Origin of the sequence: Marivita hallyeonensis (genome assembly GCF_900129875.1) — a bacterium.
Classification (GTDB): domain Bacteria; phylum Pseudomonadota; class Alphaproteobacteria; order Rhodobacterales; family Rhodobacteraceae; genus Marivita; species Marivita hallyeonensis.
Genome location: NZ_FQXC01000011.1, coordinates 15,496 through 42,460 on the forward strand (window position 1 = coordinate 15,496; position 26,965 = coordinate 42,460).

Annotated in this window: 15 protein-coding genes and 1 pseudogene; 7 read left to right on the forward strand and 9 right to left on the reverse strand. The window is 58.0% G+C overall.

Features of this window, described 5'->3' with window-relative positions; genetic code table 11:
* Nucleotides 1-84: 84 nt before the first annotated feature.
* The 6 genes from BUA42_RS20210 to BUA42_RS20235 form a co-directional block, all read right to left on the reverse strand.
* Nucleotides 85-1,122: a replication initiator protein A gene (locus BUA42_RS20210; protein ID WP_072780163.1), complete on the reverse strand. Its 1,038-nt coding sequence runs from the start codon at nucleotides 1,120-1,122 to the stop codon at nucleotides 85-87.
* Between the two features lie 402 nt (nucleotides 1,123-1,524).
* Complete coding sequence (locus tag BUA42_RS20215) at nucleotides 1,525-2,814, reverse strand: glycosyltransferase (RefSeq protein ID WP_072780164.1); 1,290 nt, start codon at nucleotides 2,812-2,814, stop codon at nucleotides 1,525-1,527.
* Nucleotides 2,811-5,249 carry a glycosyltransferase gene (locus tag BUA42_RS20220; protein WP_072780165.1) on the reverse strand — a complete coding sequence of 813 codons (2,439 nt, stop codon included), beginning with the start codon at nucleotides 5,247-5,249 and terminating at the stop codon, nucleotides 2,811-2,813. The genes BUA42_RS20215 and BUA42_RS20220 overlap by 4 nt, the downstream gene beginning before the upstream one ends.
* On the reverse strand, nucleotides 5,246-6,643 hold the full coding sequence (locus BUA42_RS20225; RefSeq protein WP_245819081.1) for a class I SAM-dependent methyltransferase: 1,398 nt from the start codon (nucleotides 6,641-6,643) through the stop codon (nucleotides 5,246-5,248). Before BUA42_RS20225 ends, BUA42_RS20220 begins: the two co-directional genes overlap by 4 nt.
* 114 nt (nucleotides 6,644-6,757) lie before the next feature.
* Nucleotides 6,758-7,060, reverse strand: coding sequence for a chromosome partitioning protein ParB (locus tag BUA42_RS20230; protein WP_072780166.1), 303 nt, complete (start codon nucleotides 7,058-7,060; stop codon nucleotides 6,758-6,760).
* 4 nt (nucleotides 7,061-7,064) lie between these two features.
* The gene (locus tag BUA42_RS20235; RefSeq protein ID WP_072780167.1) at nucleotides 7,065-7,724 is read right to left on the reverse strand and encodes a ParA family protein; all 660 of its coding nucleotides are present in this window, start codon (nucleotides 7,722-7,724) and stop codon (nucleotides 7,065-7,067) included.
* Between the two features lie 776 nt (nucleotides 7,725-8,500).
* On the opposite strand from BUA42_RS20235, the gene BUA42_RS20240 reads away from it, so the two are divergent.
* The 6 genes from BUA42_RS20240 to BUA42_RS20265 all read left to right on the forward strand — a co-directional run bounded on the left by BUA42_RS20240 (nucleotide 8,501) and on the right by BUA42_RS20265 (nucleotide 23,144).
* Nucleotides 8,501-12,568: a beta strand repeat-containing protein gene (locus BUA42_RS20240; RefSeq protein WP_218588656.1), complete on the forward strand. Its 4,068-nt coding sequence runs from the start codon at nucleotides 8,501-8,503 to the stop codon at nucleotides 12,566-12,568.
* An 81-nt stretch (nucleotides 12,569-12,649) separates the two neighbouring features.
* On the forward strand, nucleotides 12,650-16,159 hold the full coding sequence (locus tag BUA42_RS20245) for a beta strand repeat-containing protein (protein ID WP_072780169.1): 3,510 nt from the start codon (nucleotides 12,650-12,652) through the stop codon (nucleotides 16,157-16,159).
* A gap of 240 nt (nucleotides 16,160-16,399) precedes the next feature.
* Nucleotides 16,400-19,477 carry a leishmanolysin-related zinc metalloendopeptidase gene (locus BUA42_RS20250; protein ID WP_072780170.1) on the forward strand — a complete coding sequence of 1,026 codons (3,078 nt, stop codon included), beginning with the start codon at nucleotides 16,400-16,402 and terminating at the stop codon, nucleotides 19,475-19,477.
* Nucleotides 19,478-19,656: 179 nt separating this feature from the next.
* Nucleotides 19,657-19,848 carry a DUF6447 family protein gene (locus BUA42_RS20255; RefSeq protein ID WP_072780171.1) on the forward strand — a complete coding sequence of 64 codons (192 nt, stop codon included), beginning with the start codon at nucleotides 19,657-19,659 and terminating at the stop codon, nucleotides 19,846-19,848.
* 185 nt (nucleotides 19,849-20,033) lie between these two features.
* Complete coding sequence (locus tag BUA42_RS20260) at nucleotides 20,034-21,803, forward strand: type I secretion system permease/ATPase (RefSeq protein ID WP_072780172.1); 1,770 nt, start codon at nucleotides 20,034-20,036, stop codon at nucleotides 21,801-21,803.
* A gap of 48 nt (nucleotides 21,804-21,851) precedes the next feature.
* A complete protein-coding gene (locus BUA42_RS20265; protein ID WP_072780173.1) occupies nucleotides 21,852-23,144 on the forward strand; it encodes an HlyD family type I secretion periplasmic adaptor subunit in 1,293 nt (430 codons plus the stop codon).
* A gap of 79 nt (nucleotides 23,145-23,223) precedes the next feature.
* On the opposite strand, the gene BUA42_RS20270 is transcribed toward BUA42_RS20265, so the two are convergent.
* The 3 genes from BUA42_RS20270 to BUA42_RS20280 form a co-directional block, all read right to left on the reverse strand.
* Nucleotides 23,224-24,882 carry a hypothetical protein gene (locus BUA42_RS20270; protein WP_072780174.1) on the reverse strand — a complete coding sequence of 553 codons (1,659 nt, stop codon included), beginning with the start codon at nucleotides 24,880-24,882 and terminating at the stop codon, nucleotides 23,224-23,226.
* 134 nt (nucleotides 24,883-25,016) lie between these two features.
* Nucleotides 25,017-25,319: a helix-turn-helix domain-containing protein gene (locus tag BUA42_RS20275; protein ID WP_072780175.1), complete on the reverse strand. Its 303-nt coding sequence runs from the start codon at nucleotides 25,317-25,319 to the stop codon at nucleotides 25,017-25,019.
* A gap of 495 nt (nucleotides 25,320-25,814) precedes the next feature.
* The gene (locus tag BUA42_RS20280) at nucleotides 25,815-26,489 is read right to left on the reverse strand and encodes a lysophospholipid acyltransferase family protein (protein ID WP_072780176.1); all 675 of its coding nucleotides are present in this window, start codon (nucleotides 26,487-26,489) and stop codon (nucleotides 25,815-25,817) included.
* 136 nt (nucleotides 26,490-26,625) lie between these two features.
* Here BUA42_RS20280 and BUA42_RS20285 point away from each other — a divergent pair.
* A pseudogene (locus BUA42_RS20285) lies at nucleotides 26,626-26,965 on the forward strand (ABC transporter ATP-binding protein); the annotation flags it as partial.

Consider the following 26,965-nt stretch of genomic DNA (forward strand, 5'->3'; position numbering starts at 1 on the left):
GGACCGCATCGGACCTATTAACCCGGTGTTGATTTCTGCTCATCAAGCCTTCGGCTGTCCTCGCAAGGAAGAACGTCAGCCGTGCTAAGCGCTCCCCCGCTGCTGCGCCCATTTCTTGCAGAAGCCGAGGAACGCCATTTCCGGGTTGCGGGGTTTGGTACTGGCCCAGGCGCGCCATTCGGCTTCGATGACGTGCACATCCCAGCCGGGGGCGGCGGCGCGGGCCATGTCGTAGACATCCGGATCGAGCGGAGGGATGTCGACCGCCTCGGTGGGGTCGGCCCCGACCGTGCCGCGGGAGCGGACCCAGAGCTGGTCTTTCTCGTCATCGATGCGGATCTGGTAATCCGGCATGTGGTTGTACTCTTCGTCTTCCTTGGCGATGGCGAGCACGAGACGGCGGAATTCGCGCAAGGTAGAGCCCGAGCCGCATTTCTTCTGCAGCACCGCCATCGACACGCGCCATTCCTTCTGGCGTCCGCAATGCTTGCGCGCCAGTTCGTAGATGCGGCGCTCCAATGGTTTGCGCAGGCGGAAATATTCGCGTGAGAGCGTCAGGACCTCCTGCGCGCGGATCGCGTTGAAGACCCAGTCCGAGAGTTTGACCTCAACCTCCTGCATACGCCCGTCGCGGGTTTCGCGGACGATCCTGGCGCGTTCGATGAGGCCGAAGGTCTCGAAGATCTCCTGCCCGCCGGTGGTGATATTGGTGGAGATGCGGGTGCCGGCCAGACGCTCCATCGCCGCCTTCAGAAGGTTGTAACCGCGTCCCGTCGTCATGCGATTGGTGGCCTTGAGCAGATCGGCGGCCTGAAAGCGGATCACCTGCTGGGGTTCTTTGCCGTCGTTCATGCCTTTGATGAGGCTTGAGATGCAGTAGATCAGCACATCGCGGTCATGCACGGTGGCCAGCCCGTCGACGGAGGGTTTGATCTCGACGGTGGCGCCGTTGTGTTCGTAGCGGCGGGGGCGTGTGTCGGGTTTGGTGCTGAGCGAGAAGATCGGATGCTCCATCGAGCCCATGTCACCCTTGGGGGCGGCATCGAGGATGTCACAGACGAAGAAGTCGCCCTGCGGATGGCGGTCGGGCAGCAGCGGATAGGCTGCGGGTGGGGTACTCATGAGGGGCAGCTCCTTACGACACTTCACACACACCCCCTTCTAGAACGACACTTCACACACGCCAAGCAAAAACGACACTTCACACACGCGGCCTTCGACACTTCACACACGCTTGGACCGGAAAACATGAGTCGGCTCAAAGGGTTATTGGGCGGTTTTCAGCGGGAATGATTCGGCAAAAAGGGAATCACCACTCTACACACGGTGAATCACCACTTTACACACGCAGAATCACCACTTTACACACGGGGGGTGTTGGCAAGACTTTGAGATTGTTTCGAAAAAGTGGCCTTTAAAGGGGCTTAACACGACTCTAACACATATTAACACCCAAAGGCGGACATCTGTACGCCTGAATGCTTGAACCTGCAGGATGGAAACGTCTGGGTTTACTGAGAAAGATCAGAGCCGCTTTTTGAGAGCGGCGTCATAGAGTGGGGCAGGATGCGGCACCTTGGCGAGGGTCTCTCGCGCACGGCGCGCTTGCAGGGATTTGGCCGCGTCTTCCGGGAAGTGCTGCGCGATCTCGGCGATGCCCTTGGCATAAAGCGCCGGGTTGTGACGGTCTTCCAGCCGGGTGCGGCCGGTCTGGGCGAGAGTTTCACCCAGGGTGCGGTCGGCATTCACGCGGCGGATCAGATCCTGCAAGGCTGGGATTTCTCCGTCGATCGGGATCTTGAACACCGTGTCGTCAGGTAGAGAGCCATACCAGCCCAGATCAGTGACCACGGCAGCGGCGGCGGCGTTCCAGATGCGGAGCTGGCTGCCGGAGGCTTCTCCCATCGTGGGATAGCGCAGGTTGAAGACGAGGTGTGCTTGCGCGAGGGCTGCGTCGAGGTCTGGTTCAGGAACAAAGCCGTGGACTTGGACATGGGCCTCAAGGCCGAACTGTTCGAGCTTTTCGCTCAGAACCGAGCGGTCCCAGACATTGCCCATGATATCGAGTTTGAAGTCGATCTCACCTTTGAGGGGACCAAGCGCTTCGAGCACCTCCCAAAGGCGACGATTGGGGCCGATATGGCCGAACTGGACAAGCCGCAAGGGGCCGTCCGGGGCGCGCTTTGCTGACGGTGCACTGGCGGAGGGTCGGAAGGGCAGGTCCAGCTGGTAGGCCGGGACAATGCCGGTCGCTTTCACGGCGTCGAACGCAGCAGGCGTGTGCGACAGCACGGCGGCGGCGTGGTCGAGGCAGAGGTGGAAGCCGGGATAGGTCTCCGACAGGACATTGGCGCCGGAGCGGCGGGAGAGCACGTCCTGCGCAGCGGCCAGACCTTCAGGGCCGTACCAGCGCAGCATTTCCGCCTCGTAGATGTCGCGCGGGAAGCCTGCGAAGCGCATGGCATCGTGCAGCATTTCCTGAATGGCCAGATCGTGCAGCACGATGATCGACGGGATGCGGCGGGCCAGTGTCAGGAAGCCTGCGTGATAGGCCCAGGAGTTGCCGATATGGATGAAGATCACGTCCGGGCCGTCGCCATGACCTGCTTTGGCGAAATCGCGGGGCAGGGTTTCGTGAGGGTTGATTTTTCGGACGGGGCAGAACGCTTCGGTCGCACGATCCCAGTGGCGGGCGTCGGTCCAGACGGTCAGATCCGTGGCCTCGGCCAGTTCCGGCAAGATGCGGTAGGTGTAATGAGCGATGTCGGTGGTCGCCTCGGGGATGGGCGAGATCCAGTGGACCTTTGGTTTCACGTGACGTCTCCCGGCAGCGGGGTGGATTTCACGACGCGCAAGAAGGCGTCCTGCGAACAGGGCAGCGTGAGCGTGGGCGCACGGCCTGATCCGGTCATGGTGCCGACCCCGGACTGGTAGAGGTGCAGGCGCAAGGTGCCTTGGTCCTGGATGCCTTCGGGGTCCAGTCGCAGCGCGATCTCGCCGGCGCTGTGGGGCGCGATTGGGGCCGTGATGGGCTGCATCAGGTGCTGATGGCGCAGGTCCCCTGCCCCGTCGATCCATTCGGCAAGGATGCAGGTGGCGTGATCACCGCCCACGGACCACCATTGGTTCGAGCCGTTCTGAACGGTGATCCGTGTCAGGCCTGTGGCGCTTTCAACAGAGGCCACCGACAGCGTTCCGGTCATGCGGGTCGGGTCGCCGTGGTAGAAGCGCTTGGGCAGGCCTTTGGGGGCGCTGGCCTTTTGGGCGAGGTAGAAAATCGTCTCGCCGCGCAGGGTCAGATCATCGCCGCGTTCGACCAGCATTTCGGCGATTTTGGGGTCAATCGTCCGGTCGTAGACATCAACCGTACGGATCAAAACCGTCTCGAACCCTGCCGCCTGACCCAGATCCGGCAGGTCTTTTGGCCCATGTTCGCGGTTGTGACGGCCGTAAACGCCGCCTGAAGGCACGAAGATTCCGAAGGAGTAGGGGGCAATACCGTTGAGCATCTTCGACACGCCCCGGTGGCTGACAATATTGGGTGTTGTCAACAGGATATGCCCGCCGGGCTTGAGCACGCGGTTGGCTTCGGAGAAGAAGAAATACGGGTCGAGGGCCAAGTGTTCGAGGATCTCCATCCCCGTGACCAGTTCGAAGCTGTCGTCGGGGTAAGGCCACGGGTCGCGTTCGGAATTTACGGCCTCGAGGCGAATGTCAAAGCCGGGGAAAGCGCCCTCTTGTACGGATCGTACGGTTTGAACGTACGGATCAGGGCCTTCCCAGAGGCCCGCCATCCGGATGCCGGGGAACTGGTTGGCCAGCAGCGCCTGGAAGACGAGCGGCGGGAAGACACCGACGTCGAGAGCGGAGGTGACCGGAATGCCGTCGAGCGCGCGAAGCGTCGTCATGTACCGCGTCCAGTGGGTGCCGAGGTAGTTGGCGAGGCCGGTGTCGATGGGCGGCGCGTGGTCGCCCAAAAGGCCCGGCAGTTCATCAAAGGCGTAGGCGGCCAGAACCTCTTCGATATTGGCAAACGGCAGGTCCTCGGGGGCCGAGGGCGGCGCTATGGCGGCTGTGAGGGTCTGGACGGCCTGTTCCTGCGGGGACAGCTCTGGCGGGGCCTCAGCAGGCGCTGTGGCGGTGTCCTCGGGCGCTGAGGTGCCCTCCTCCACAGGGAGTGGGTGCACTTGCTGATCGGACCGGCCGACGAGGGTGTCGACCACGTGCTCCCACGTGATCTGCATGTCAGTGTAGCGGGCAAGACCCGCCTGCCCCATGCGCTCTGCTCCGGTGGGGTCTGACATGACCTCTTCGAACGCCTGACCAAGATCAGCGGGTTTGGGGGCCGTGACGCGGCCCTCGATGCCGTCGGTGATGAATTCCAGGGGACCGCCGGAGTCGGTGCAGGTGATGACAGGTCGGCCGGACAGCATCGCCTCCAGCGTGATGTAGCCGTAGTCCTCGTCCTGTGGGACAAAGACCACCGCGCGGGCCTCGGCGTAGTGGCGCAGCAGGGTTTCGTCATCGACGCGGCCCAGCCATGTGATGCGGTTGGCGATCCCAAGCTCCAGCGCCAGCGCGTGCAGGTCCTGCTGGTAGCCGGGGTTCTCGGCGACACCGGCGATGACCAGCGGGATCTTGGAGCGCGTCGCGGCCAGACCGCGCAGGATCAGTTCGAGGCGCTTGGACGGGTTGATGCGACCGGGCGCAAAAAGATAATCGCCGTAGTCTCCCTGCCAGAGCCGCTCGGCATTGGGCGGCGGGTGGTAGAGCGGTGTGGCGTCGAGATCGAGATAGGTTTTGAGCCGCCCCGCCACGTTGCCGGAATTGGCGTAGATCGGGTGAGGGCTGGCGGTGAAGGCGGCGCGGTCCTCTGCATGGATGAGCGCGCGCAGCGCGTCGCCATCGGGGTCGTGCATCAGATCGGCATCGCCGGTGGACCAGAGGTCATAGGCGGCGCGGTGCTGATGCAGGATCCAGTAGAGCTTGTTCGGGTGATGCGCGAGCCAGGCCGGAAACTTGAGCCCGATGGCCATGTCCACCGGCACCCCTTCGAACTCCGACAAGTCGTGCATGCGCGCCGCGAGGATGTGATCTGCCAGCACCTCGCCGGGATACCATTTGAAGGGCAGCGTGATCTCGGTCGCCTCGTGGCCGTACTGGTTCAACGCCGCGACAAGATTGGCCGCGTGGCGTTCGGCCCCGCCATGGACAAAGGGCACCTGCGTGCGAAGAACGCCGATCCTCATGCGTCTTTGTCTCCGGGTTTGGTCCCGAGGACGGCGAGATCCTGCGGTCCGAACAGCAGGAAGGCCAGCTCATCGTTGAAATCGGGCGCGTCGAGGAATTCCTTGAACCGCTCGTGCGGGTTGAGCGCGCGCACCTCCACGGGATCGAACCCGGCGGTGTCGAAGAGCACGGTCAGCACCTGTTCCGGCATCGGTTTGAGATGCGTTGGATCGGTGTGGAACGTGGTGGCGCCGACCAGTACGTTGCGGGTGTGAGGCGTCTCGAACATCAGCACCCCACCCGGGGCCAGCACGCGCTGCGCTTCGCGGGCGATCCAGGCCACGGCATCGAAAGGCAGGTGTTCGACCAGGTGATGGGCGGAAATCAGCGCGAGGCTGTTGTCGGGCTGGTCGGCCAGCGCTTTCAGCGCATCGCCGAGGCGCACGTCGAGCCCCTGCTCCTTTGCGGCTTCGATCTGCACCGCGTTGGTGTCAACACCGAACCCCTCGATCCCCGCGCGTTTCAACAAGCCCAGCCATTCGCCGCGCCCGCAGCCGATGTCCATGACCGGTTTGCCCCCGGTGCGCATCACCGCGGCCTCGACGTCGGGCAGGTAGATGCGCAGCCGGTCGGCGATCTCCTCGACCGAGCCGCGGTAGCGGTTCTCCAGCCGGTGGTAGAAACTGTCCTTGAAGGCGTCGAACCCGTCCGATGGCGGCAAATCGAGCGCGGTGCGGGGGGCGGTGTCGGGTATGGCCCCTACCCCACCCTGCCCCGCAATCGCATCGACCCGACGTGACAGATCGGCGAAGACCCGCGCCATCAGCGCGGTCTCGGAGTGCAGGGTGTTCAGCAAATGCGCCCGTTCACTGCGGTGTTCGTGCACCACGCTGTCCACCAGCACGTGGTGCTGTTCGATCCGCTGCGCGGTGCGGGTGATGTCGTCCATAAGCCGCGCACCTTTCGGCCCCTGCCCATCGAGCGTCTGCCGGAATTCCTCGTTGGAGCGCCAGATCTCGCGGATGTCGCGGCCAAAGCGGCCCAGTTCGCCTTCGATATCATCCATGCGCAGTTCGGCATGGGTGATGCGTTTCTTGGCGTCCTTGGCCATGTATTCGGTCCGGCCCAGTTTGAAGATCGCCGAAAAGTAGCGTTCGAACCGCTTGAGCGGTGTGAGTTTGCGGCGTTTGGTCATGACCGATGATCCTGAATGAGAGCTCTTCTTGGCAGAGGCTTTGGCGGTACCGGTCCCCTTGAGCCGGGCTGCGACATTGGCCAAGGCCCCGGCTTTGGCTGCACCCTGCTCACCGGAGGGAACATCCTGCGGGACGGCTGGCACAGACAGGCGCGCCTCAACTGACGGGGTGTAGGATGTCACCACGACATCCGGTCTGGATGGTTCGTCGGATGTCATAAAGGCCCCCCTGCCCAGCGTGATGCGTCGCGCGCAGGCGGTTGCTCATAGGTGCTGCCTGCGCCAAAGGCCATCGCCCATCCCGCCGCCCCATTCAAGAGGGGGCTCTCTGTCTTACAGGTCGTTTTCCGCCTTGTAGAGCGCCCAGGCTTCCTCGATCAGCACCCCTTGCTGGACACCGCGGGCGCGCGCCTCGTCACCAATTTCGCGCGCAACGTCAGGCATCACCTTGGCGTGAACCTGCCCGGTGCGCGGACTGGGTTTGCGACCCCGGCGTTTTTTCGGGCTGCGGTCCGTGAACCCGTGTTTTTCTGCAGCGGCGTCAGTCTTGGCGACGGTTTTGGGACTTGTATCCTTGGGTTTGGCACGCAGCTTTCCCGGCGTGATGGAGATGCCAAAGGGGTTTTTGTCGGACATACGCCTATCCCTCCCCCGCGAGGCGTTTGTAGACCTGCATGGCAAAGGCGCGGGCATTGTCGCGGGCGCTGTCCATATTGCCCATGGGGGGCATCGAATGCAGATCGCCACCGAAGGCGAAGAGCCCGGAAAAGGCCGCGCGTTCCATCAGCGGCGGGTCGATCACGTCGACTCCCTGCTGGCGCAGCGATATCTCGATCCCCTTGTGCTGTTTCGACACGATCGCCTTGGTCATGGTGAAGACGACGGCATGGGGGATGCGACGGTCGAGCGCCTCTTCCTCTTCGGCGATGAGCTGAATCGCGCGCGCGCCGATGGTGGCATCGAGCGTGGTGGCCCGCATCGGTGTCAGCACCAGATCGGCCTGTGAAATGGCGCGGGAGACAAGCCGCGAAGCGACCCCTTCGAGGTCGACAATCACCACCTGCCCGTCCGCATCATGCGCCTTGATCGTGCGCACGATATCGGCCTCAGTGATGTCCGACAGTACGGTGATGTTCCTTGGCACATCCGCCTGGTCAGCCCACAGGGTCAATGACCTGTTCGGGTCGCAATCCAGCAGGGTCACGGGCACGTTTTCATGTGCCAATTCAGTGCCCAAGAGGACGGCTGTGGTGGATTTTCCGGCACCGCCCTTGGGCGATGCGACGACGATGGTTGGCATGGAAATGTCCTGCTCATTTGTAATTATCCGATAATTCCTATAACCGGATAATTTTGAATATCCAATAATTTTGTTTATCCGGTAATCTAAAATATCCGGTAATATTTTCCAGAGGCGTTTGAGCCGCCTTCCAGGGACACCTTGCACCACGGTGTCAGCCCCGTCGCATGGCTCGCGGGTAGGCAAATTGTTGCGGATTGGTCACGTCTGTTCGGGGTGAAATTTGAATTATGATTTTAAATCAACAACTTGCCGTATCTCCCTAAAAGGGTATATAAACCACTGTACAGGGGTATGTGTTTTGCTATACGTTTCTCCTTGTTGAATAGGAATCGACCGTTTAGAAGCCTATTCCAGTTGAACCCTGCCGGTTTTGCAGGGCGTGGTGCGTTCTCTTCTGGAGGTTGTACCCGTCGCGTAAGGCGCAGGAAGGGACAACAACGATCGTTGATGGGGCCGAATAAATCGGGCACCAAAATTTAAGAGGAAGATAAGCTATGGCTCTCGACCTAAGCACGCTGTCAGCCGACCAACAGGTTGCAGCAATCTATATCGGCTATTACGACCGTGCAGCCGAACCGGATGGCGCGAACTTTTGGGAAACGGCAGTTGCCAATCCCAATCTCAGCCTGGAAGATATCGCAAGCGACTTCGCGACGCAGCCGGAAACTCTGGCGGCGTATCCGTTTCTAGATAATCCCTCCGTTGCAGAGGCGAACGCTTTCATCACAGAAGTGTTCCTGAACCTCTTCAATCGCGCGCCCGATCAGGCTGGCTTGGATTTCTGGTCCGCCGCTCTCATCGCCGCTATCAATGGGGACCAGGGCGCCATCTCGGTTGGCGAAATTATCCTGTCGATCATCGGTGGCGCTCAGAACTCGGCGGAAGGTAATGACCTCACCACCATCCTGAACAAGATCGAGGTTGCGACGTCTTGGACCGACGCGGCCGAGGCGGCTGGCGAGACGGATGCCTTCGGCAGTCTCAGCACATCGGTTCAGAATAGTGCGAAGTCGATCATTGAGGGTGTTACCGACGTAGCTTCGACTGTCGTTACAGCCAAGGCCACCATTGATGCCTTCTTTGGTCCGACAGGCGGTGTTGAGGGCGATGAATTTTTCCTCACATCGGCGACCGACGTCGAAACAGGTACAGCGGACGACGATTCCTTCTTGGGATACATCCAGCAAAACCCGTTTGCTGGCGGTGTGTCCAATTCGCTTTCGTCCGCTGACCGTCTGGATGGCGCCGGCGGAAACGACCGCCTGTACGCGGAGCTGAGCAAAGAGTTCCTGGGTGCAACTGCTGACGATGGTTCCTCTTCGCGGACTGATATCCAGCCGCGTCTGACAAGCATCGAAGAGATCGATATTGAAGCCCGTGATGACACCGAAGATGGTGCAAACGATCTTGATACCATTATCGTTGATGCCAAGCATATCGTGGGTCACGATGAAATCGGTTCCTACTACTCCGATGGCGATCTGAAGATCGAGAACCTGACCACGAAAGAAACAAGTGATGATGGCTCGGCGCGCAACACGTCCGAAATCACCATCACGATGGATCACACCGACAACTTCAACACAGACGATGACGCATCCGACCTCGAAGTTCTGTTCGACAACGACTATCTGCTGTCGGGTCAGGAAGCCGAAGGCAAGATCTTCTACTTCCTTTTGGACGAAGACGCGGAACTCGCAAATAACCCGAACCGCCTGAACAACATCGACGTGGACGGTATCCGTTTCACCATCGATCGCGGCAATGGTCCGGTTGACGTTATCATCGAAGATATCGCAGCCAACGTTGCGGGCACCCACCAGGGCTTTGTGAACGCGCTGCAGCCTGCACTTCAGGCGTTGATCGCTGACGGCACTCTTCCAGCTGGCACAACTCTGACACTAGACCCGACGGTTACGGACTTCACCTTCCTCGACGATGGTTCTCGTTCGGATGACATTCCGGCAATCGTTCTGACATCAGGTGACGGTTCTCCGGTTATCGCGACCGGCTTCACCCGTATCGAAGAGCCAATTGGCGAGTACGACGTTTACGGCCGTTTCAACTCGGTCAATGAAGTCGAAGACCAGCCTATCTCTGTCGATATTGACCTTCATAAAGCCGGCCGTGGCGGTGAAGGTGGTGACCTTGTTGTTGGCGGCAAATCCGAAAATACTCCGGACGGCATTGCCGACGGTATTGAGGTGTTCAACATCAATGTGAAGGGCGCGGGCAATGATGACCCGAACGGTGGTATGACCAAGCCGTCCAACGTCGGCACCATCACTTCCACCGGGAACGAGCTGCGCGAAGTTTACATCGCGACAGACGCAATGTTTGCGCAAGGCGATACTTTTGCCAGCCTGACAGTCCGGAACGGCTTCGATCAGGACACCAATGCAAACGTCGAAAGCGGCGATCTCCAGTTGATCAACGCAGATGCGTTCTTGGGTGACTTGACCCTGGGTGATATTGATGCGGCAAACAATGCGGGCCGTATCACCAACGCTAACACAATCACTGCGCAAGGTGGCGGAGACGTTACTCTTGGTCTTCTGCTTGATGGTAATGAGGTGGATCAGGCTTATTCCGTCACAACCGGTGGCGGCAATGACTCGATCAACATGCTTATTGACGGCGATGCTCTGGATTTTGCCGGATCGAGCGTGAATATCTCCACCGGCGGTGGTGACGACAGCGTGTTGATCGATTTCGACCTCGACACAACTCCTGGCCAAAACGAGCAGCTGAACCAGGCAATTCTGGACAACGTTCTTGTTGAGACTGGCGCAGGTAATGACACGATCACCATCGACGACGATGCGTTCGGTCAAGACGTGGGCAATGCCAACATCCGCGCTGGTGAAGGCAACGACACGATCTACACAGATGGTGCTGCAAACCCAGCTGGCCAAAATGCGGTCTGGGCGTTCAACTTCGACAACATCCGTGCAGATGCTCAGGGTGGTATCGGTCTGAGCGCACCTGACGACTTGCCGGGTGTTCAGACATCTCTTGCCTACGTCGGTGGCGCAACCGTTACTGTCACGCTCTCTGGTGCAGGTCTTGCTGATCTTGCGGCAGGTGGTGGTGTCATGGCTGTTGCCGCTGCTGGTGCTGTCGCGGGTGATGATGGTTACGAAGCTTCTTCGACCATCGAATCTCTGATCAACGGTAATGAGTATTACGGTGATCAGCGTGATGTGAACGCAGCCGTGATTGACGCGATCAACAATGATGACGTTCTCGGTAAGCTTCTTGTTGCTTCCATGGGTGCGAATAACACCGTAGTCGTCTCTTCGCTGACGTCGGGCAACTTCGCACCGATCGATCTTCGTATCGACATTGATCAGCGTGACGCAGATACAGAAAGCTACGCTAACGCTGTTCTGAGTGAAGCACAGCAAGTGTTCAGCAACTCTGATCTGACGTTGACAAACCTCTGGGGCACAACCTCGTTTGCGACACCTGCAAACTACCAGGCCGGAACGCCTGCTGGTGAAGCTGGTGATCTGACCTCCAGCGGAACAGCAAACGCTTGGTACGATGGTCTGAGTGTTGCAACAGGTGCCAACTCGGCGGATGACAACCTGCATACAGCAGGCACAGCGAGCATCTATGAGCAGGACAACACGATCGACGGCGGTGCCGGCGATGATGTGATCGTTCTGTCCACAGACGCAATTGCTGACGCAGTTATCCCGTTCACGCTGAGCAGCAACAATGCGTTCATCAACGGTGCAAGCAACCAGACAGTTGTTCTGACTGGCAGCAACATCGGTGACGATACAGTGATGAACTTCACCACTGCGGGTGCAGCGTCGACAGTGAATGCTGGGATCGATTTCCTTGACTTCTCCGCGTACCTGACCAGTATGCAGAACCTCTCTGCGGCGCCTGGTCCGGACTCTGATACGCTGATCCCGGTCACCCTCGACAACGACACTGCAGATGTTCAAGCCAACGAAGTCTCCGTTGTCACATTCGACAACACCGACGACGCAGGCGAGACATTCGCGGCTCTGTCGGCGAGCGTTATTGAACAGCTGTTCAATAACGGTGGCGGCTTCACAGGCTTTGACGGAGACTCGAGCTTCGGTAACCTGAATGCGACTGCTGCGAACGCTGATGATGAGTATGCGGAAACTGCAAATACTGATCAGCTTATCAACGGTGCTGCGAAATCGATCCTTATGGTCGAGAACGCGGACAACGATGGTGAGTACAAGGTGTTCGAACTGTCCTGGAACGGTGATGCGTCCAACGATACTGACAGCACCAACAACGGTCAGGTTTCGGCCAACCTGTTGGGCAGCATGGACTTTGGCGACTCGCTGACCGGTCTGTCTGCAGCTAACCTTGTCGGTTCGGCGGATTACGCTGGCCTCTTGGCCGCTGGTCTTGGCGGCGCCGTGACACCTCCGCCGGGCGGCGGTGGCGGCGGCGGTGGCGGCGGCGGCGGCGGTGGCGGTGCCACTGTTGTTGACCTGTCCGGCCAAGCTGCTGTGACGGCTGCTGCAGGAACTGCTGAAGTGTTCGTCCTCGAATACGACAGCACCTCCGGCAGCGCACTGTCGAGCGATGCAGTTGTCTCCATCACCGGTTTCGATCCGGCAGAAGACATCCTGCGCTTCGACGATGCGAACGTAACACCGCAGACTGTGGCGACCCTGATCAACGGCGCAGGCGGTGCAATTGTTGCTTCCAACGGGTTCGCTGGTGAAACCACCATCAACTTCCAAGATGACAATCCTGCCGACACGATTGATCCGGCGGTCGTAACGTTGGTGGGCATCACCGACGCGACGCTCGGCGGCGGTGCATACGTCGAAGTTGTGTAAGCGCTGTACAAACCTTACTGGCGGCCTTACGCTCGGTCGCCAGTAAGAAAGTCCAACGGATTAATTAAAGAGGGATCAGAGATGGGAATTCTCGGTACTGGAAACGACAACATCAACATCGACGGAGGCGATCCAAGTTTCGTCGACTTTGGTGGTGCCGACACATACACACTGCTCAACACGCTTAGTGCAGATGTCACAATCACCGATAATGATGGGGGGACCATCAATCTACCAACCGGACTGACCGTTGATGATGCTCAGTTTTTGGCTGACGGTGTACTGTTCACAATCAACGGTAACACCGTAACAATCATCGGCAACCCGTCACTCATGACCTTTGTGTTTGGCGGAACACCTATCGACCCGACAGCGGGGACACCGCAGACATTTGCCGAGACGGCGACATCTTTTGGTACGACGCTCCCAGCACCAGGCGAGGGTCCGAACGCCGCCACAAACACAGGTGATGTGAATGATGATGGCACTGTCGGTACCGGGCAAACTCCTGAAGAAATTTATGCTGAGGCCATTGCTGCGGCGAATGCGGCTCTTGCCGCGGCGACTGCCGCTCAGGCGGATGCAGACGCTGCTGAAGCAGCAGTGACTGATCTCGCGACTGCCGAAGCTTATAAAGCTGCTGCAGATGCTGCTAAAGCGGCGGCGGACGCCGCAAAAACAGCTGCTGATGAAGCTGCTGCAGCTGCTGCAAACACAGCAGATGGCGCCGATGACACAGAAGCGGCTGCCGCTGTTGCTGCGGCCGAAGCTGCTCAGGCAACTGCAGATGCTGAAGTGGTCAGCGCAGAAGCACAAGTCGAAGCGTTTGCGCCTCCGACCTTTGACCTGACTGGCCCCGCTACTGTTGATGAAGGCGCAAGTGCGACCTTCACAGTGACGGCGAGCAAGCCTGTACTTGTGGACACGGATGTTACGTTCCAATTGGTCGCAGGCGATCCTGCCGCACCAGATCAAGGTACGAACAATACCAACCTGAATGACTTTGCACAGGGTGCCTTCACGGAAGTCACCGTGACCATTCTGGCTGGCGATACAACAGCCGAGTTCGATGTCGAATCCCTCAACGATACGATCACCGAACTGTCGGAAAACTTCTCTGTCTCCGCATCGGTTGACGGCACAGCTCTTGCTCCGGTCACAACCGCAGTTATCGACGGTGGCGGTGAAACCTTCATCCTGACAACCGGCGTCGACGTTGTTCCTGGCACAGCCAACAACGACACGATCTTCGGTGACAACGATACATGGACGGTCGGCGACAACGTCGACGGCGGCGACGGCATCGACACGCTGCAGCTGGCCAATGACGAACAAGACTTTACTCTTGCTGGTCGGACGCTGACGAATGTTGAAAATGTCACCATTCTCAACGTCGATCCGAATACTGGTACTCAGGATTTCAACTTTGCCAACAAGATGATCGAGATGGCGACTGTTGATTTCGCAGACACTGTGCATTCAAGTGATGTTGACATCGACAATTTGCGTCAAGATGCCGATCTTACCGTCACGAATGCGATCGCTGACAACTCTGATGTGACGCGCAACGATGATGGCCTGTACAGTTCTTTGTCCGGGTCTGTCGCGCAGAACAACCTTTTCGAGAACATCGATACGGCAACGAACAACGACGATATCGAGTTCTACAACTACGCGTATTTCAGCAACGCAACCGAGCTGAACATCTCGACAACGGCGCAGAACTTCACGACGGACGATGGTTCTTCCGAAGACTTCTACATGGAAGAATACATCGATCTCGACGCGGACAACGCATCGATCTTCGCTCAGTACAACATCGCGAACATCGTCACCGAAAACAACTACTCTGAGATCTACACGTATGTAGAGGATAACGGTACCGCTGCGACTGCGGACACCGTGAACCTCGAATATAACATCGAAAATGTCGATGGTATCTACATCGAAGCCTATGCGGACGATTCTTCCGGCGATGGTGGCACCACGATGGATTCGGTCATCTTCAACCTGAATGGCGTGATGGATAGTGACGACAGCAACGAAGTCGACATGTACGGGTTCGAGAACATCACGATCAACGTGACGGGTGATTCCGAATTCGACGATTTCGATGTGTATAGCGACGTCGATGATGACACGACTCAGATCATCACCATCGTGGCGGATGCTGATTTTATCATCGATCCAGATACAGCTAGCGGTGAATTTGATGTTCACGACGATGGTGAAGTCGAAATGACCATCACCGGTGCCGGGAATGTCGTCTTCGATATCAATGGCGACAACGAAGGCTTCGATCTGGATGCCTCTGGGGCGACAGGTATGCTCGACATTTCTGTCGGCACTGGTGGGAGCCCGGATGAGCTTCTGTCGGTGGTCAGTGGCTCTGGCGATGACATCATTGGGTCATTTGACGACTTCGATCTGGATACCGGTGGCACGTTCATCCTGCAGTCTTTCGACGGCGGCGCCGGGTTCGACACGTTCGAAATCGATGCCTCAGACGCAGTATTGTCGGAAACCAACGTGGCTGCTGCAAGCCTTGAAGTCACCGATGCGATTTCGAACTTCGAGGCGCTGTCGTTGGTGAGCTTTGGCGCGGACGTCGTTGATGCGACGACTTGGGGTCTGGCAGACGATGTCACAATCGACGGCTACACCACGGGCGGCAGCCTGACGGTGAATGACGGTGCGACGGTGACCATCACTGAAGTCGGGACGGGTAACACCGATATCGACATCATCGTGGATGGTGCCGGTGATCCTGGATCCGATGACGATAGTCTGACACTCGTCTTGCTGAGCGAAGATGGCGACAGCTTTGACGACATCGATATCAGTGATGTTGAAACCATCAATATTGTGTCCGACGAAGAAGACACAGATGATACTGTTGATTTCAACGACCTTCAGATCGATGCAGCAGAGGCTGTGACACTGAACATCTCTGGTGAATCGTCCCTCGATATGACGACCAATCCCAGCACGTTGACAGCGCTGGAAACCGTTGATGCTTCCGGCTTTGACGCGGGGCTGTCGATCGACGTGTCCTCGTCGGGCGAATCTGTGACGATCACAGTTGGCGATGGTGAAGACGACGTGATCGGTTCTGCGCAGGATGACACGATCTCCGTTGGTAACGGCGGAAACTCCGTCACTGGTGGCGATGGCGCTGATGACATCACGCTGGGCGCTGGTGTGACCGAAGACGATGTCGACGTGATTATCTACACAGCTGTGTCTGAGTCGCAGGGCGTTATGGTGGATACCATCACTGGTTTCCAAGTCGCGGTTCAGTCGACAGACGATGTGGACACCGATGGTGATGTCGACGCGGATGATGTGATCGACGATATCATCGATCTGTTTGGCATCACGGCTGGTGTCGGTACCTATCTTGGTGAAGCCGGTGGATACGGTCAGGTTCTGACATCGCTGAGCGGTGGCGGAACGGCCGAGGCGGTTCTCGATACGTCAACCAGCACGCTGTACGTTGACATTGACGGCAGCGGCACGCTGGACAACGCCGACATGGCGATTGAGCTGACGGGTGTGACCGAACTGTCGGGCGACAACTTCATCTTCTAAAGACGGTACATTGCGAGACATGATCTGGGGCGCTCCGGCGCCCCTTTTCTTTGCATGTGCCAAAATGAAGGTGCGGTCACTTTCTTTTCTGACGAAATGCGTAAGCAAAATTGTTTGTTCGTTATTTTTACGTCCATCTGCTTAGCTTGAAATTCTGTTGGTGCTTTTGGGTGCCTGGTCTAGACTTTTTGCATACAAAACAGCGCCGTCTTAGGTGCCTCATTTGAAAAAGGAATTGGTATGGCAACCCTTGGCACCGGGAACGACAACATCAATATCGATGGGGCGACGTCTTCCTTCATCGATTTCGGGGGGACGGATACCTACACGATCCTGAATTCGCTTAGCGGAGATGTGACACTCACCGACAACCAGTTTAGCACGATCAATCTGCCGACCGGGCTGACCATCACGGATGCGTTGTTTTTGTCTGATGGTGTCCAGTTCACGATCAACGGGAATACCGTGACCCTGATCGGAAATCCGGCTCTTTATACGTTTGTGTTCGGAGGGACACCGCTGGACCCTACCGCAGGCACACCGCAAACGTTTTTCGAGACTGCCACAGCGTTTGGAACCAGTGTGCCTGGGCCTGGGGCAGGGCCCAACAGCGCGTCAAACGTCGGGGAGGTGAGGGAAGACGGGTCCGTTGGCGTAGGTCCAATGCCGCCTGTAGAACCGCAGGAAACCTATGTGCTTACGGCAGATACCGCATCGGTATCTGAGGGAGCCACCGCCACGTTTACGCTGATCACGACAAATGTCGACCCTGGCACGGACATCGCGTACACACTTACCGGCATCAGTGCTGCTGATATTTCAGGACCGTTAACTGGTATTGCGACGGTCGGTGCCGGCGGAACGGCCAATATCACTGTGCAGACAGTTGCCGACGCGTTGACGGAAGGTGTTGAGACGCTGACGGTATCCCTCGACAACGGGGAAGCCACCGCCAACATCTCCGTTCTGGATACATCGGTGACCCCGGGAAACAGCTATGTCTCGGGCCTGGGCGGAAATGGTGTGGTATCGGCCTTCAATATTGAAGTGGTCTTCGAAGGCACGTTTTCGACCGCACAACGCACCGCTTTCGAGACAGCTGCGGACTATCTGTCTTCAATCATCGTTGGAGACATCCCGGACGATGGGTTGGTGGATGATATCCGCATTACGGCTCAAGTCGAAGCGATTGACGGTCCGTTCGGCACCGTCGGTTTCGCAGGTCCAGACGATCTGCGGCCTGGATCGTTTTTGCCTACGACGGGCACTATGATCTTCGACACAGCCGATGTGGATCGGGAGTTGGCCGATGGCACTTTCGCAGAAACCGTTGCGCACGAGATGCTGCACGCACTTGGCTACGGAACGATTTGGGAGTTGCTTGGCTTGATCACCCCAGGCCCGGATCTGCGCTTCACAGGCGAGAATGCGGTGGCCGCCTATAATGCTGAGTTTGCCAGTATTGCGGCTACCGATGCGAACTCAGCGTTTGGAGTTCCCGTGGAAACAGACTTTGGTCCGGGAACCGCTGGCGGGCATTGGGACGAAGACACGTTCACGGATGAACTGATGACAGGCTTCGGTGGAAGTGCCGATTTCACATCCGCCATGACCGTCGCCTCGCTTGAGGACCTTGGCTATGACACGATTTTTGATATTGGCATGCCGTCTGCCACGATGCCGCAACTAGGCAATTTCTCCGCAATTGGTGACAAACTCGTTGCTTTGCTGCCCACGAGAGAGCAGGTGGCGATAATTTATCTCGGCTATTATGATCGTGCTGCTGATCCAACTGGCGAGGACTTCTGGGAAAACGCGGTAGATAATCCCGCGATCAGCCTTTCGGACGTTGCAATAGATTTCTCGACCCAACCCGAAACGCTCAGTGTGTATGAGTTCTTGGATAATCCGACCACTGAAGGGGTTAGCGCATTTTTGTCTGAGGTGTATCTCAATCTTTTTAATCGTCCTCCTGCATCAGTTGATTTGGATTTTTGGAATCCCGTTCTGATCAGAGCTATAAATGGCGAACCGGGTTCCATCGACATTGGTGAGATAATTTTGGCGATCATCGATAATGCCGATGGTACCGACCGCGCAACAATACTGAACAAAGTCACAGTGGCTTCTGCATGGACTGACGCGGCTCGCGATGTAGATATCGACTATCAGAATGATTCTGATGCACAGAATAGTGCGGTTGCGGTCATCGAACCAGTTACAGATGATCCGACGACCATTATCGCTGCCAGATCGACTATTGATGCATTCTTCAGTAACTATACTTCAGACATAGTCTCAAGACTCTTCTACTTCCTCCTCGACGAAGACGCGGAACTGGTCGACAACCCCAACCGTCTGAACAACATCGACGTGGACGGTATCCGCTTCACGATCGGCGAGGGTGCAAGCGCGGTTGACGTCGAATTGTCCGACATCGCGGCAAACGTGGCGGGCACGCACCAGGGCTTCGTGAACGCGCTTCAGCCGCGTCTTCAGGAACTGATTGCCGACGGCACCCTGCCGGCAGGCACCACTCTGACACTCGATCCGACAGTCACCGACTTTACCTTCCCGGATGATGGCACGCGTTCGGAAGACATTCCGGCGATCGTTCTGACATCGGGTGACGGCACACGCATCGAAGCGACCGGCTTCACGCGTATCGAAGAGCCGATCGGTGAGTACGACGTCTACGGCCGCGTCCTCTCCGATGACAAGCTCTTCTATTTCTTATTGGACGAGGATGCGGAGTTGGTCGGTAACCCAAACCGCCTCAACAACATCGACATTGATGGTATAAGAGCCACTTTCATCAATGCAGATGGTTCAACCATCGATGTGAAAATAGAGTCCCCTGAAGCGATCCTAGCTGGTTCGCATCAAGGTTTCGTGAATGCTCTACAAGCACCGCTTCAGGCGTTGATTGCGGACGGAACATTGCCATCAGGCACGACCCTGACGCTTGATCCATCGATCACCGACTTCACTTTCATAGACGATGGTTCCGCATCTGCCGACATACCGGCGATCGTGCTGACTCCAGGTGAAGGGTCAACGGCAGAAGCAACTGGTTTCTCCCGGTTGGGAGAGGAGGTCGGCGAATACGACGTGTATGGTCGTTTTAATAGCGTTACCGAAACATTCGCTTTCGTGGAGCTTGAAACCTCAGGGACTGACAACACCTTGCAGATCAGAAACGACCCGACAATGTCCCATTTTCCCGCATACTTCTCGGTAAACGATGCAGTCGCAGTTCAAACGCCTCTTGTCGGGGGTGGTGGATTAGACATGAATGACACGGGTTTTACCCTTTGAAAATTGGTCATGTGACTGATCTGATGAACGAAAGACTTCTTCGTCGAGACATCGCAGCGCAAGGTCTTAGTGAGTGGTTGCCTCCAGACAGTCAAATGGCCAGTTTCGCTTTGCGGTCGTAATCGGAAGTGTCTAAGAGCGTGGTGTTTTGAACGTGGCTGACCACAAGGAGACAACAAATGGCCAAGATCAACATTGATGGAAAGGAATATGACAGCGACGCTCTGTCGGAAGACGCGCGGACCAACATGTTGAACGTCAAGTATTGCGATGACAAAGTGGCAGACCTGAAGCGCGAGTTGGCAATAGCCCAAACCGCGCGCAATGCCTATGCGCAAGCTCTGAAGAACGCGTTGCCGAAAGACGCCTGATCCTTTTGCGTGTGGTCTGAGGCCTGCACGCGCGGATACGGTTTTTTCATCACTTGTCAGTAGGGCAGGGGGCGCAGGTGAATTGCATGGGACCCCTGTCTGGTGTATTGAGTTCGCAATATTCGAGTGTCCCGCGCAGGTTGTGTGGGCCTCGGTCGCTTTAAGCCGAAAGGACGTTCGCTGTCATGAAAGCTACGTCACCCCTCAAAAAAGCATACGGGCGGTTCAAGGCGATTATCTTCGCCACCGTGGTGTTCAGCTTTTTCTCGAACCTCCTGATGTTTGTCGGCCCGCTCTACATGCTGCAGGTCTATGACCGCGTCTTAGCGAGCCGGAACGAACTAACGCTTCTGATGATCTCGGGCATCGCGGTCGCGCTGCTGGTCACCTATGGATTCCTTGAATTCATCCGATCCAAAATGCTGGTGCGGGCGGGGTTGCAGTTCGATGACATGCTTGCCAACCCGGCGTTCAACCGGGTGGTGCGTAAGCAACTCTTGGCGCCGAATTCAGGCGCGCATACCACGTTGCAGGATGTGGACCGCGTAAGGGAGTTCCTGACCGGGCAGGGCATCCTGTCTTTCTTCGACGCGCCATGGGTGCCGCTCTTCCTGGCGCTCTGTTTCCTCTTCCATCCGTGGCTTGGCTGGGTGGCGACCGCTGGTGCGCTCATCATCTTCGTTCTCGCGCTAACCAACGAATTCGCCACTAGGGGTCTTTTGCAAGAGGCGGGCACGGCCAATATGGGGGCCGCGCATTTCGTCAACACCACGGTGCAGAACGCCGAGGTGATCCGCGCGCTTGGCATGGAAAAGCCGCTGACAGACCGTTGGCTCAAGCAGCATGACAACGTGCTTGATGCGCAGGCGCGGGCGTCTGGCCGCGCGGGTGCCATCATGGCGTCGACCAAGTTCGTGCGTATGTCCTTGCAGATCGCCATTCTTGGTACTGGCGCATATCTGGCGATCCAACAACAGATCTCGCCGGGCATTATGATTGCGGCTTCGATTGTCATGGGCCGGGCCTTGGCCCCTGTCGAACAAGCTGTAGGCCAGTGGAAGCAATTTGTGGCTGCGCGGCAGGCGCATAAACGATTGGGTGAGATTTTCGACAACCTTGGGGATGAAGAGCAGCGGATGGAGTTGCCTGCCCCCAAGGGCAACCTTGTGGTGCAGAACCTGATCGCCACGGCTCCGGGCGGAAAAGCGCCGATCCTCAAGGGCATTTCGTTCAACGTCAATCAGGGCGAGGTGCTGGCGGTTATTGGACCAAGTGGGTCCGGCAAATCGACGCTTGTCCGACATCTTGTCGGGGCTATGCAGCCGCAATCTGGCGCGGTGCGTCTCGAAGGGACAGAGCTGCACCACTGGGATAGCAATCAACTCGGCCGCTACTTGGGATACATGCCACAGGACGTGAAGCTATTCCGCGGTACGGTGTCCGAAAACATTGCGCGTTTCAACGAGAATGTGGCGGATAAAGAGATCGTCGCGGCGGCCACTTTGTCGGGCGCACATGAGATGATTGCAACGCTCAGCGACGGGTATGACACGGATGTGGGGGATGGCGGCAACGGTCTTTCCGGCGGTCAGCGTCAGCGCGTGGGCCTTGCACGAGCAGTGTTCCGCGAACCCAGCCTGATCGTGCTCGATGAGCCCAACTCGAATCTCGATGCGCATGGTGAACAGGCGCTAGCGAACTGCATTCAGGAGTTGAAGAAGCGCGGCAAGACCATCGTGCTTGTGACGCACAAAGCCAACCTTCTGGCCCTGTCGGATAAGGCCCTGATGCTGGTAAACGGACAGATCGAGAAATTTGGCCCAACGCGCGAGATCTTTGCCCAGCAGGCGCAGCAACAGGCGCAAGCCAAGCAGGCAGCCGAGAAAAAAAAGGCAGAGGCAGCGGCGGCGGAGTCCCCGGCTGTCGTAAGCATGACGGACAAGCCACGCGCCTGATCCGATCCGAAACAAATGACGACCCGCTCTTGAGGAGCTGAAACGCCCATGGCCAAGAAACCAAGTCCGAAGCCTGTCGCGCTGGCAGGTTACGTCCTGATCTTTCTCACCTTCGGGGTTCTGGGAAGCTGGGCCGCTGTGGCCAAGCTCGACAGTGCCATCGTTGCCCCGGCGACGATCTCGCTCGAGGGCAATCGTCGCGTGGTGCAGCATTTCGAGGGTGGGATTGTCGAGGAAATTCTCGTTTCCGAGGCCGACGTGGTCGAGCAGGGAGAAGTGGTCCTGCGCCTCAACGCTGTGGAAGCCCGGTCGAACCTTGAAGTCTTTTCGACCCGGCTGGACGTGGCACGGCTCGTAGAAGCCCGTCTGCTGGCGGAACGTGCTCTGGATGACAGCGTGAGTTTTCCGGTTGACGTGGTGGAGAGGGGCACGCCGGCTGTCACCGCCGTAGTTGCGGACCAGCGCGATCTGTTTGCTGATCGCCGCTCGATCCTCAGATCGCAGGAGGATATTCTGTCGGCACGGGTGGATCAGATCGAAGTGCAGATCGAAGGTCTGGAGCTTCAGAAATCCGCCTTTGAACGCCGCATCACCAACTATACCGAGATGCTGGACCGGATGCGGGATGGTGAAAGCCGCGGTCTGATTCAGGGCAATGTCCTAAGCCAGCGCGAGGACGAACTGATCGAGATCGAGGCCAACCTGGGTCAGGTGATCTCGGACATTGCGCAGGCGCGCGCCAGCATTGGTGAAACTGAATTGCAGGTGCTGCAGCTGACACAGGAATACCGCGAGCGCGCCAATACCGAACTGGAGCAGATCCGCGCAGAGATCAGCGAGTTGCAGGAGCGTCGCAAGGTGGCTCAGGATGTGCTCGACCGGACAGAAATCCGCGCGCCTGGATCCGGGACCATCCAGAACCTCAAGGTGCATACGGTCGGATCGGTGATCCGTCCGGGCGAGATCTTGATGGAGCTGGTGCCCGAGGACGAGGAGTTGATCGTTAACGCGCGGGTGTCCCCGATCGACAAGGATAATGTGTCACCAGGTTTGGCGACAGAAGTGCGCTTCACGGCGTTCAAGACGAAACTCACGCCAATCATGCTCGGATCGGTCGAGACGGTTTCGGGGGATGTCATCACGCCGGAAAATACAAATGAGGCACCGTATTTTCTGGCGCGGATCACTGTGGATGAGAATGATATTCCCGAGGAAATCGCGGGCCGTCTGACGGCTGGTATGCCGGCAGATGTGATCATCACAACCGGGGAGCGCACGGTGGCCAACTTTATCGTCTCGCCCCTGATGGATGCGGTGCGCAAGAGCATGATCGAGGAATAGGGTCGGAACCGACCCGTCCGGAAACAAAAAAACCGGCACCTAATCGGGTCGCCAGTTACTTGTCGTCATGTGGACCCGATCAGGCGATCATATCGAACTGGGCGAAATCAGAGGCCAGTCCAACCAATGAGATGATCATGCCATCGTTGGTTTCCCAGTGCATGTATTCGATCTCACCGCCGGTGACGGCGGTGCGGTCGATCATGATGATCTCATTGGCCAGTTCGATGATCCCGAACTCGCCGTCTTTGGCTTCGAGATAGTCGATCAGGCGCTGTGCCGTTTCGTCGAATTCGCGGAAGTCCGTGGTACGCCGGTCGATCATGTCGAAAAGTGCGAAAGCGTCCGTGTCTGACATGTCGAAGCTGGCTTTGACCGTGGTCTGACCCAGCTGGAATTCTTCCATTTTGGGCTGCCAAGCCTGAACGATTTGCGAAAGCGTCAACGGCACCCCGTCCTGTGCCGCTTCGGCCGAGAGCGTGTCTTCCCCTGTTGCGGGAACAAGCATGTCGGTGGCATCGGATGGTGTTTTGGCAACTTCGATCGGGACGTCTGCATCGACGTCCTTTTTGCGGACCGCCGTCAAGTTTGCCGCCTTGGCAGAAGACGGCAGAGCGGCATCCGTGGCCGTTCCATTGCCCATTAAATCGGCCAGGTCCTGCTGTAGCTGCGACGGGTCAGCGTCCGTTTCGGGCGCTTCCGCCATATCGGTGTTGAGGGACAGGTCGAGCCCAAGGAAATCGGCCAGCATCGCCAGGAGCGCACTGCCTTCTTCATCGGCGGGAATGTCGAGTTCGGCCACCCGCTCGGCGTCGGCCCCGTATTTCGAGAAGCCCAGCTCCTTGAGGCTCTCCAGAACCTTGCGCTGATTGTCGAGGAGAACGGTTTCGGACATGAAACCCATCGCGATCGCGATGGTGCTCAACCCCATGGTGAAGGCATTGTTCTGAACAGTGAGGCCTTGCTGCTGCAGCATCGCCTCGCGCATCTGGCCCTGGACTTCCGGTGCGGCATGCTCCGCCTCGTCACCCTCGTCGTTCAAGAGACGTGCCACGTCCACGACGCCGTCTTCGAACATCACGTCAAGATCGGTGTCCTCCGACGATTCGACCGCGAAAATGCCGTCGAAATCAAGCAATGCGTCACTGTCGACGTCCGGATCTTCAGGTGCCAGCAGCACCAGTTCTTCGGAGGCCAGAAACAAGGTCCAGATGAGCGCGGCCAGCATCGCGGACGGATGCAGACGCACCTTGCCACCGCGCTCGAGCTTGATCACGCGGCGCTGTGTTGGTTCTTCGCCGTCCTGCGTTGGCAGGGCCTGATTGGTGAAATCGGCAATCAGGCCGTTGAAATCCGCGCCGCGCAGTGGACGCAGGACGTTTGGACTGTCCAACAGGTAACACCCGTCAATCCGGCACAGGTGGATGAAGACCTCGCCATTGGCGTGGCAGAACACGAACCAGGGGTCTCCTTCGTCGGTGATGCCACGATCGGTCTCCACGGGCACGTTGGCCCCGCTGAGAAGCTGGCGTACCCGGAAGAGATCCGCCAGTTCCTGATTGCTCCAGTCCTTTTTGGGATCCGGGAAGAGCGTGGACAACTCACCACCCTGCAAATGACCGAGGCTGATCCCGCCATCCTCTGTTGTACGGAACGACAGGGTCTGGTTTTCGTCCGTCAGAAAGCCCTGATCGGATGTGGACCCGTCATTGTTCCGGAAGGTGAGGATTTTCGCCATGGAAGGATCGTCCCGATCAGTCTCAAATCGTCTCGCAGTGTACCGCTGATCGTGATGTCGATCCAGTAAAGATGAGCCTTGGGCCGTGCACCGTATCAGCCAGGATACGTTACCATCACGCCCCCGACTTCACGTCAGCCCGCGTCTTCAAAGAGGATCTGGTAGGTCAGCGGCTCGTAGTAACGCAAAAGCTCCCGAACGAAGCTTTTCGGTTCTTGTCCAAGCGCCACAGCCCATTCCGCGTAGCGGTGCGCCGGGATCTTGCCGCGACCGTTCTCCAACTGCGAAATGAAGGTGTAGTAGTCCAGCGACAGCCGGTCAGCGAGATCACGCTGCGACAGGCCTTCTGACTCGCGCAGGGACTTCAGCCAGATACCAAGGGTAGCGCGCTGTTCCTTGGCTTCCTCGGGCGTCGATTTATGCAGCTCTGCAAGCATGGGTTTACCCTCAAATGGCAGCAATGGGGTCACAACCCTGCCGAGTGGAGACAGGGGTGTTCAGTGGTTCACTATATAGCAGGATTTCGCCGATGGCAAATGTCGCAGTCTTGCGCGGAGAGAATCGTCTGCGAATGCGCAATTTCCTGTCATATTCGGCGCGTTGGATGTGGAAGAGCCACAAATTTGGCGCGAAATGGGGCATTTGCCGATGCTACGAAGCAGCGTTCTCACTTTGGAAATGATTCGTTTCTGATCCATTGAAACATGAAGGATTTTCCCAACACCAGTTCCACCCTGCTTTTGATTTCTTGCAAAGCACCAATGATGCGCCGTGCGATTGTTGCACAAGTTTGGTGTGGCCTCTCCGCCCACAGGTTTGTTCAGCCTGTGCGGCAAGACACCCTCGGTTGAGATGGTCTGAGAACATACGATAGGGGCGCCTCGAAATGTCCAAATCTGAGTGTCTGTTGAGCCGCGAAAGAACAGGGCGTCTCAGAGTGCCTGTTGCCGACCGACTAATTTATCCGCGCGGGCGGTGGTGGCGGTCAGGAAATCGGTGAGGGGCGCGCGTAGCTCTTCGCGATTGGCGGGGCGGGAGCCGGTGTAGCGGGCGAAGACCTTGGCGCCCTGGCCGGTGGGGTAGGGCAGGAGCAGCCGGTCCCAGCTTTTGGCTCGATAGCCGCGTGTGGCGGAAAAGGCGTAGGCAAAGATCGGCGCTTCCAGACGGCAGGCCCAATCGAGTGCGGCGTCCTGTAACTGGTGAGCCGGGCCCACCGGCCCATCACCGGTCATCACGATGCTGATGCCATCTTGGAACCGCCTGAGCACCTGACGCGAGGCCACGAGGTTGGAGCGTTTGGCCGACATCTCGAAGGGGGTCATGCCCTCTTTGTGTTGCATCACGCCCGAGATGCGCCCCAAGGGCGAGCGATGATGTAGGCTGGACGCCGGGGCTGTGTCGTCGGGCCAATGACGCGCACCCATGACCATCCGGCTGTGCCACATCATCAAAAGCACCGGACCTTCGGCCAGCGCCGCCAGAAGATCGTCACGCCCCTCGACCTGCCAACGGATGCGGCGATCACACAGCGCCAGATACCGTGTGACCAGTCGGCCGGGAATGCCGGAGAATGCCGCTGATTTTTCGATCCGTCTGCGCAGGGACATCGGCCTGTTTCGCCACCCTTTATGGTGTCCGCCTGTTCTTGGGTGTTTCTGTGGCAATGGCAAGCGGCGACGGCGGGGGCTGACCTTGGTTACTTTTCGCGATAGAGGCAGGTCCACGATCCAGATGGAACCTCGCATGGCCCAGTCCAAACCGCCAAAAGAGCCTCGGGAAAAGCGGCCAATGTTCTCGGAGCTGGACCGCGACAATATCCGCTGGTTCTGGGACAACTACCTGAAATCCAAGGCGCCCTGGCTTTTGGTAGTGCTGGGGATGATCACCGTGCAGGGGGTGGTCTACCAGCAGTTCCTGGCACTGACGGAAGACGGGTTGCGGGTGATTTTCGAAAGTGGCGCGATGTCCGATCTGGTGTGGGTCTGCGCCGTGGTGTTCGGGCTTTTTACGACACGCGCGATCATCTCCTATCTGATCCCGCGCTTGTCGGTGCGGTTGGCCAGCGACGCGGTGATGAAGCTGC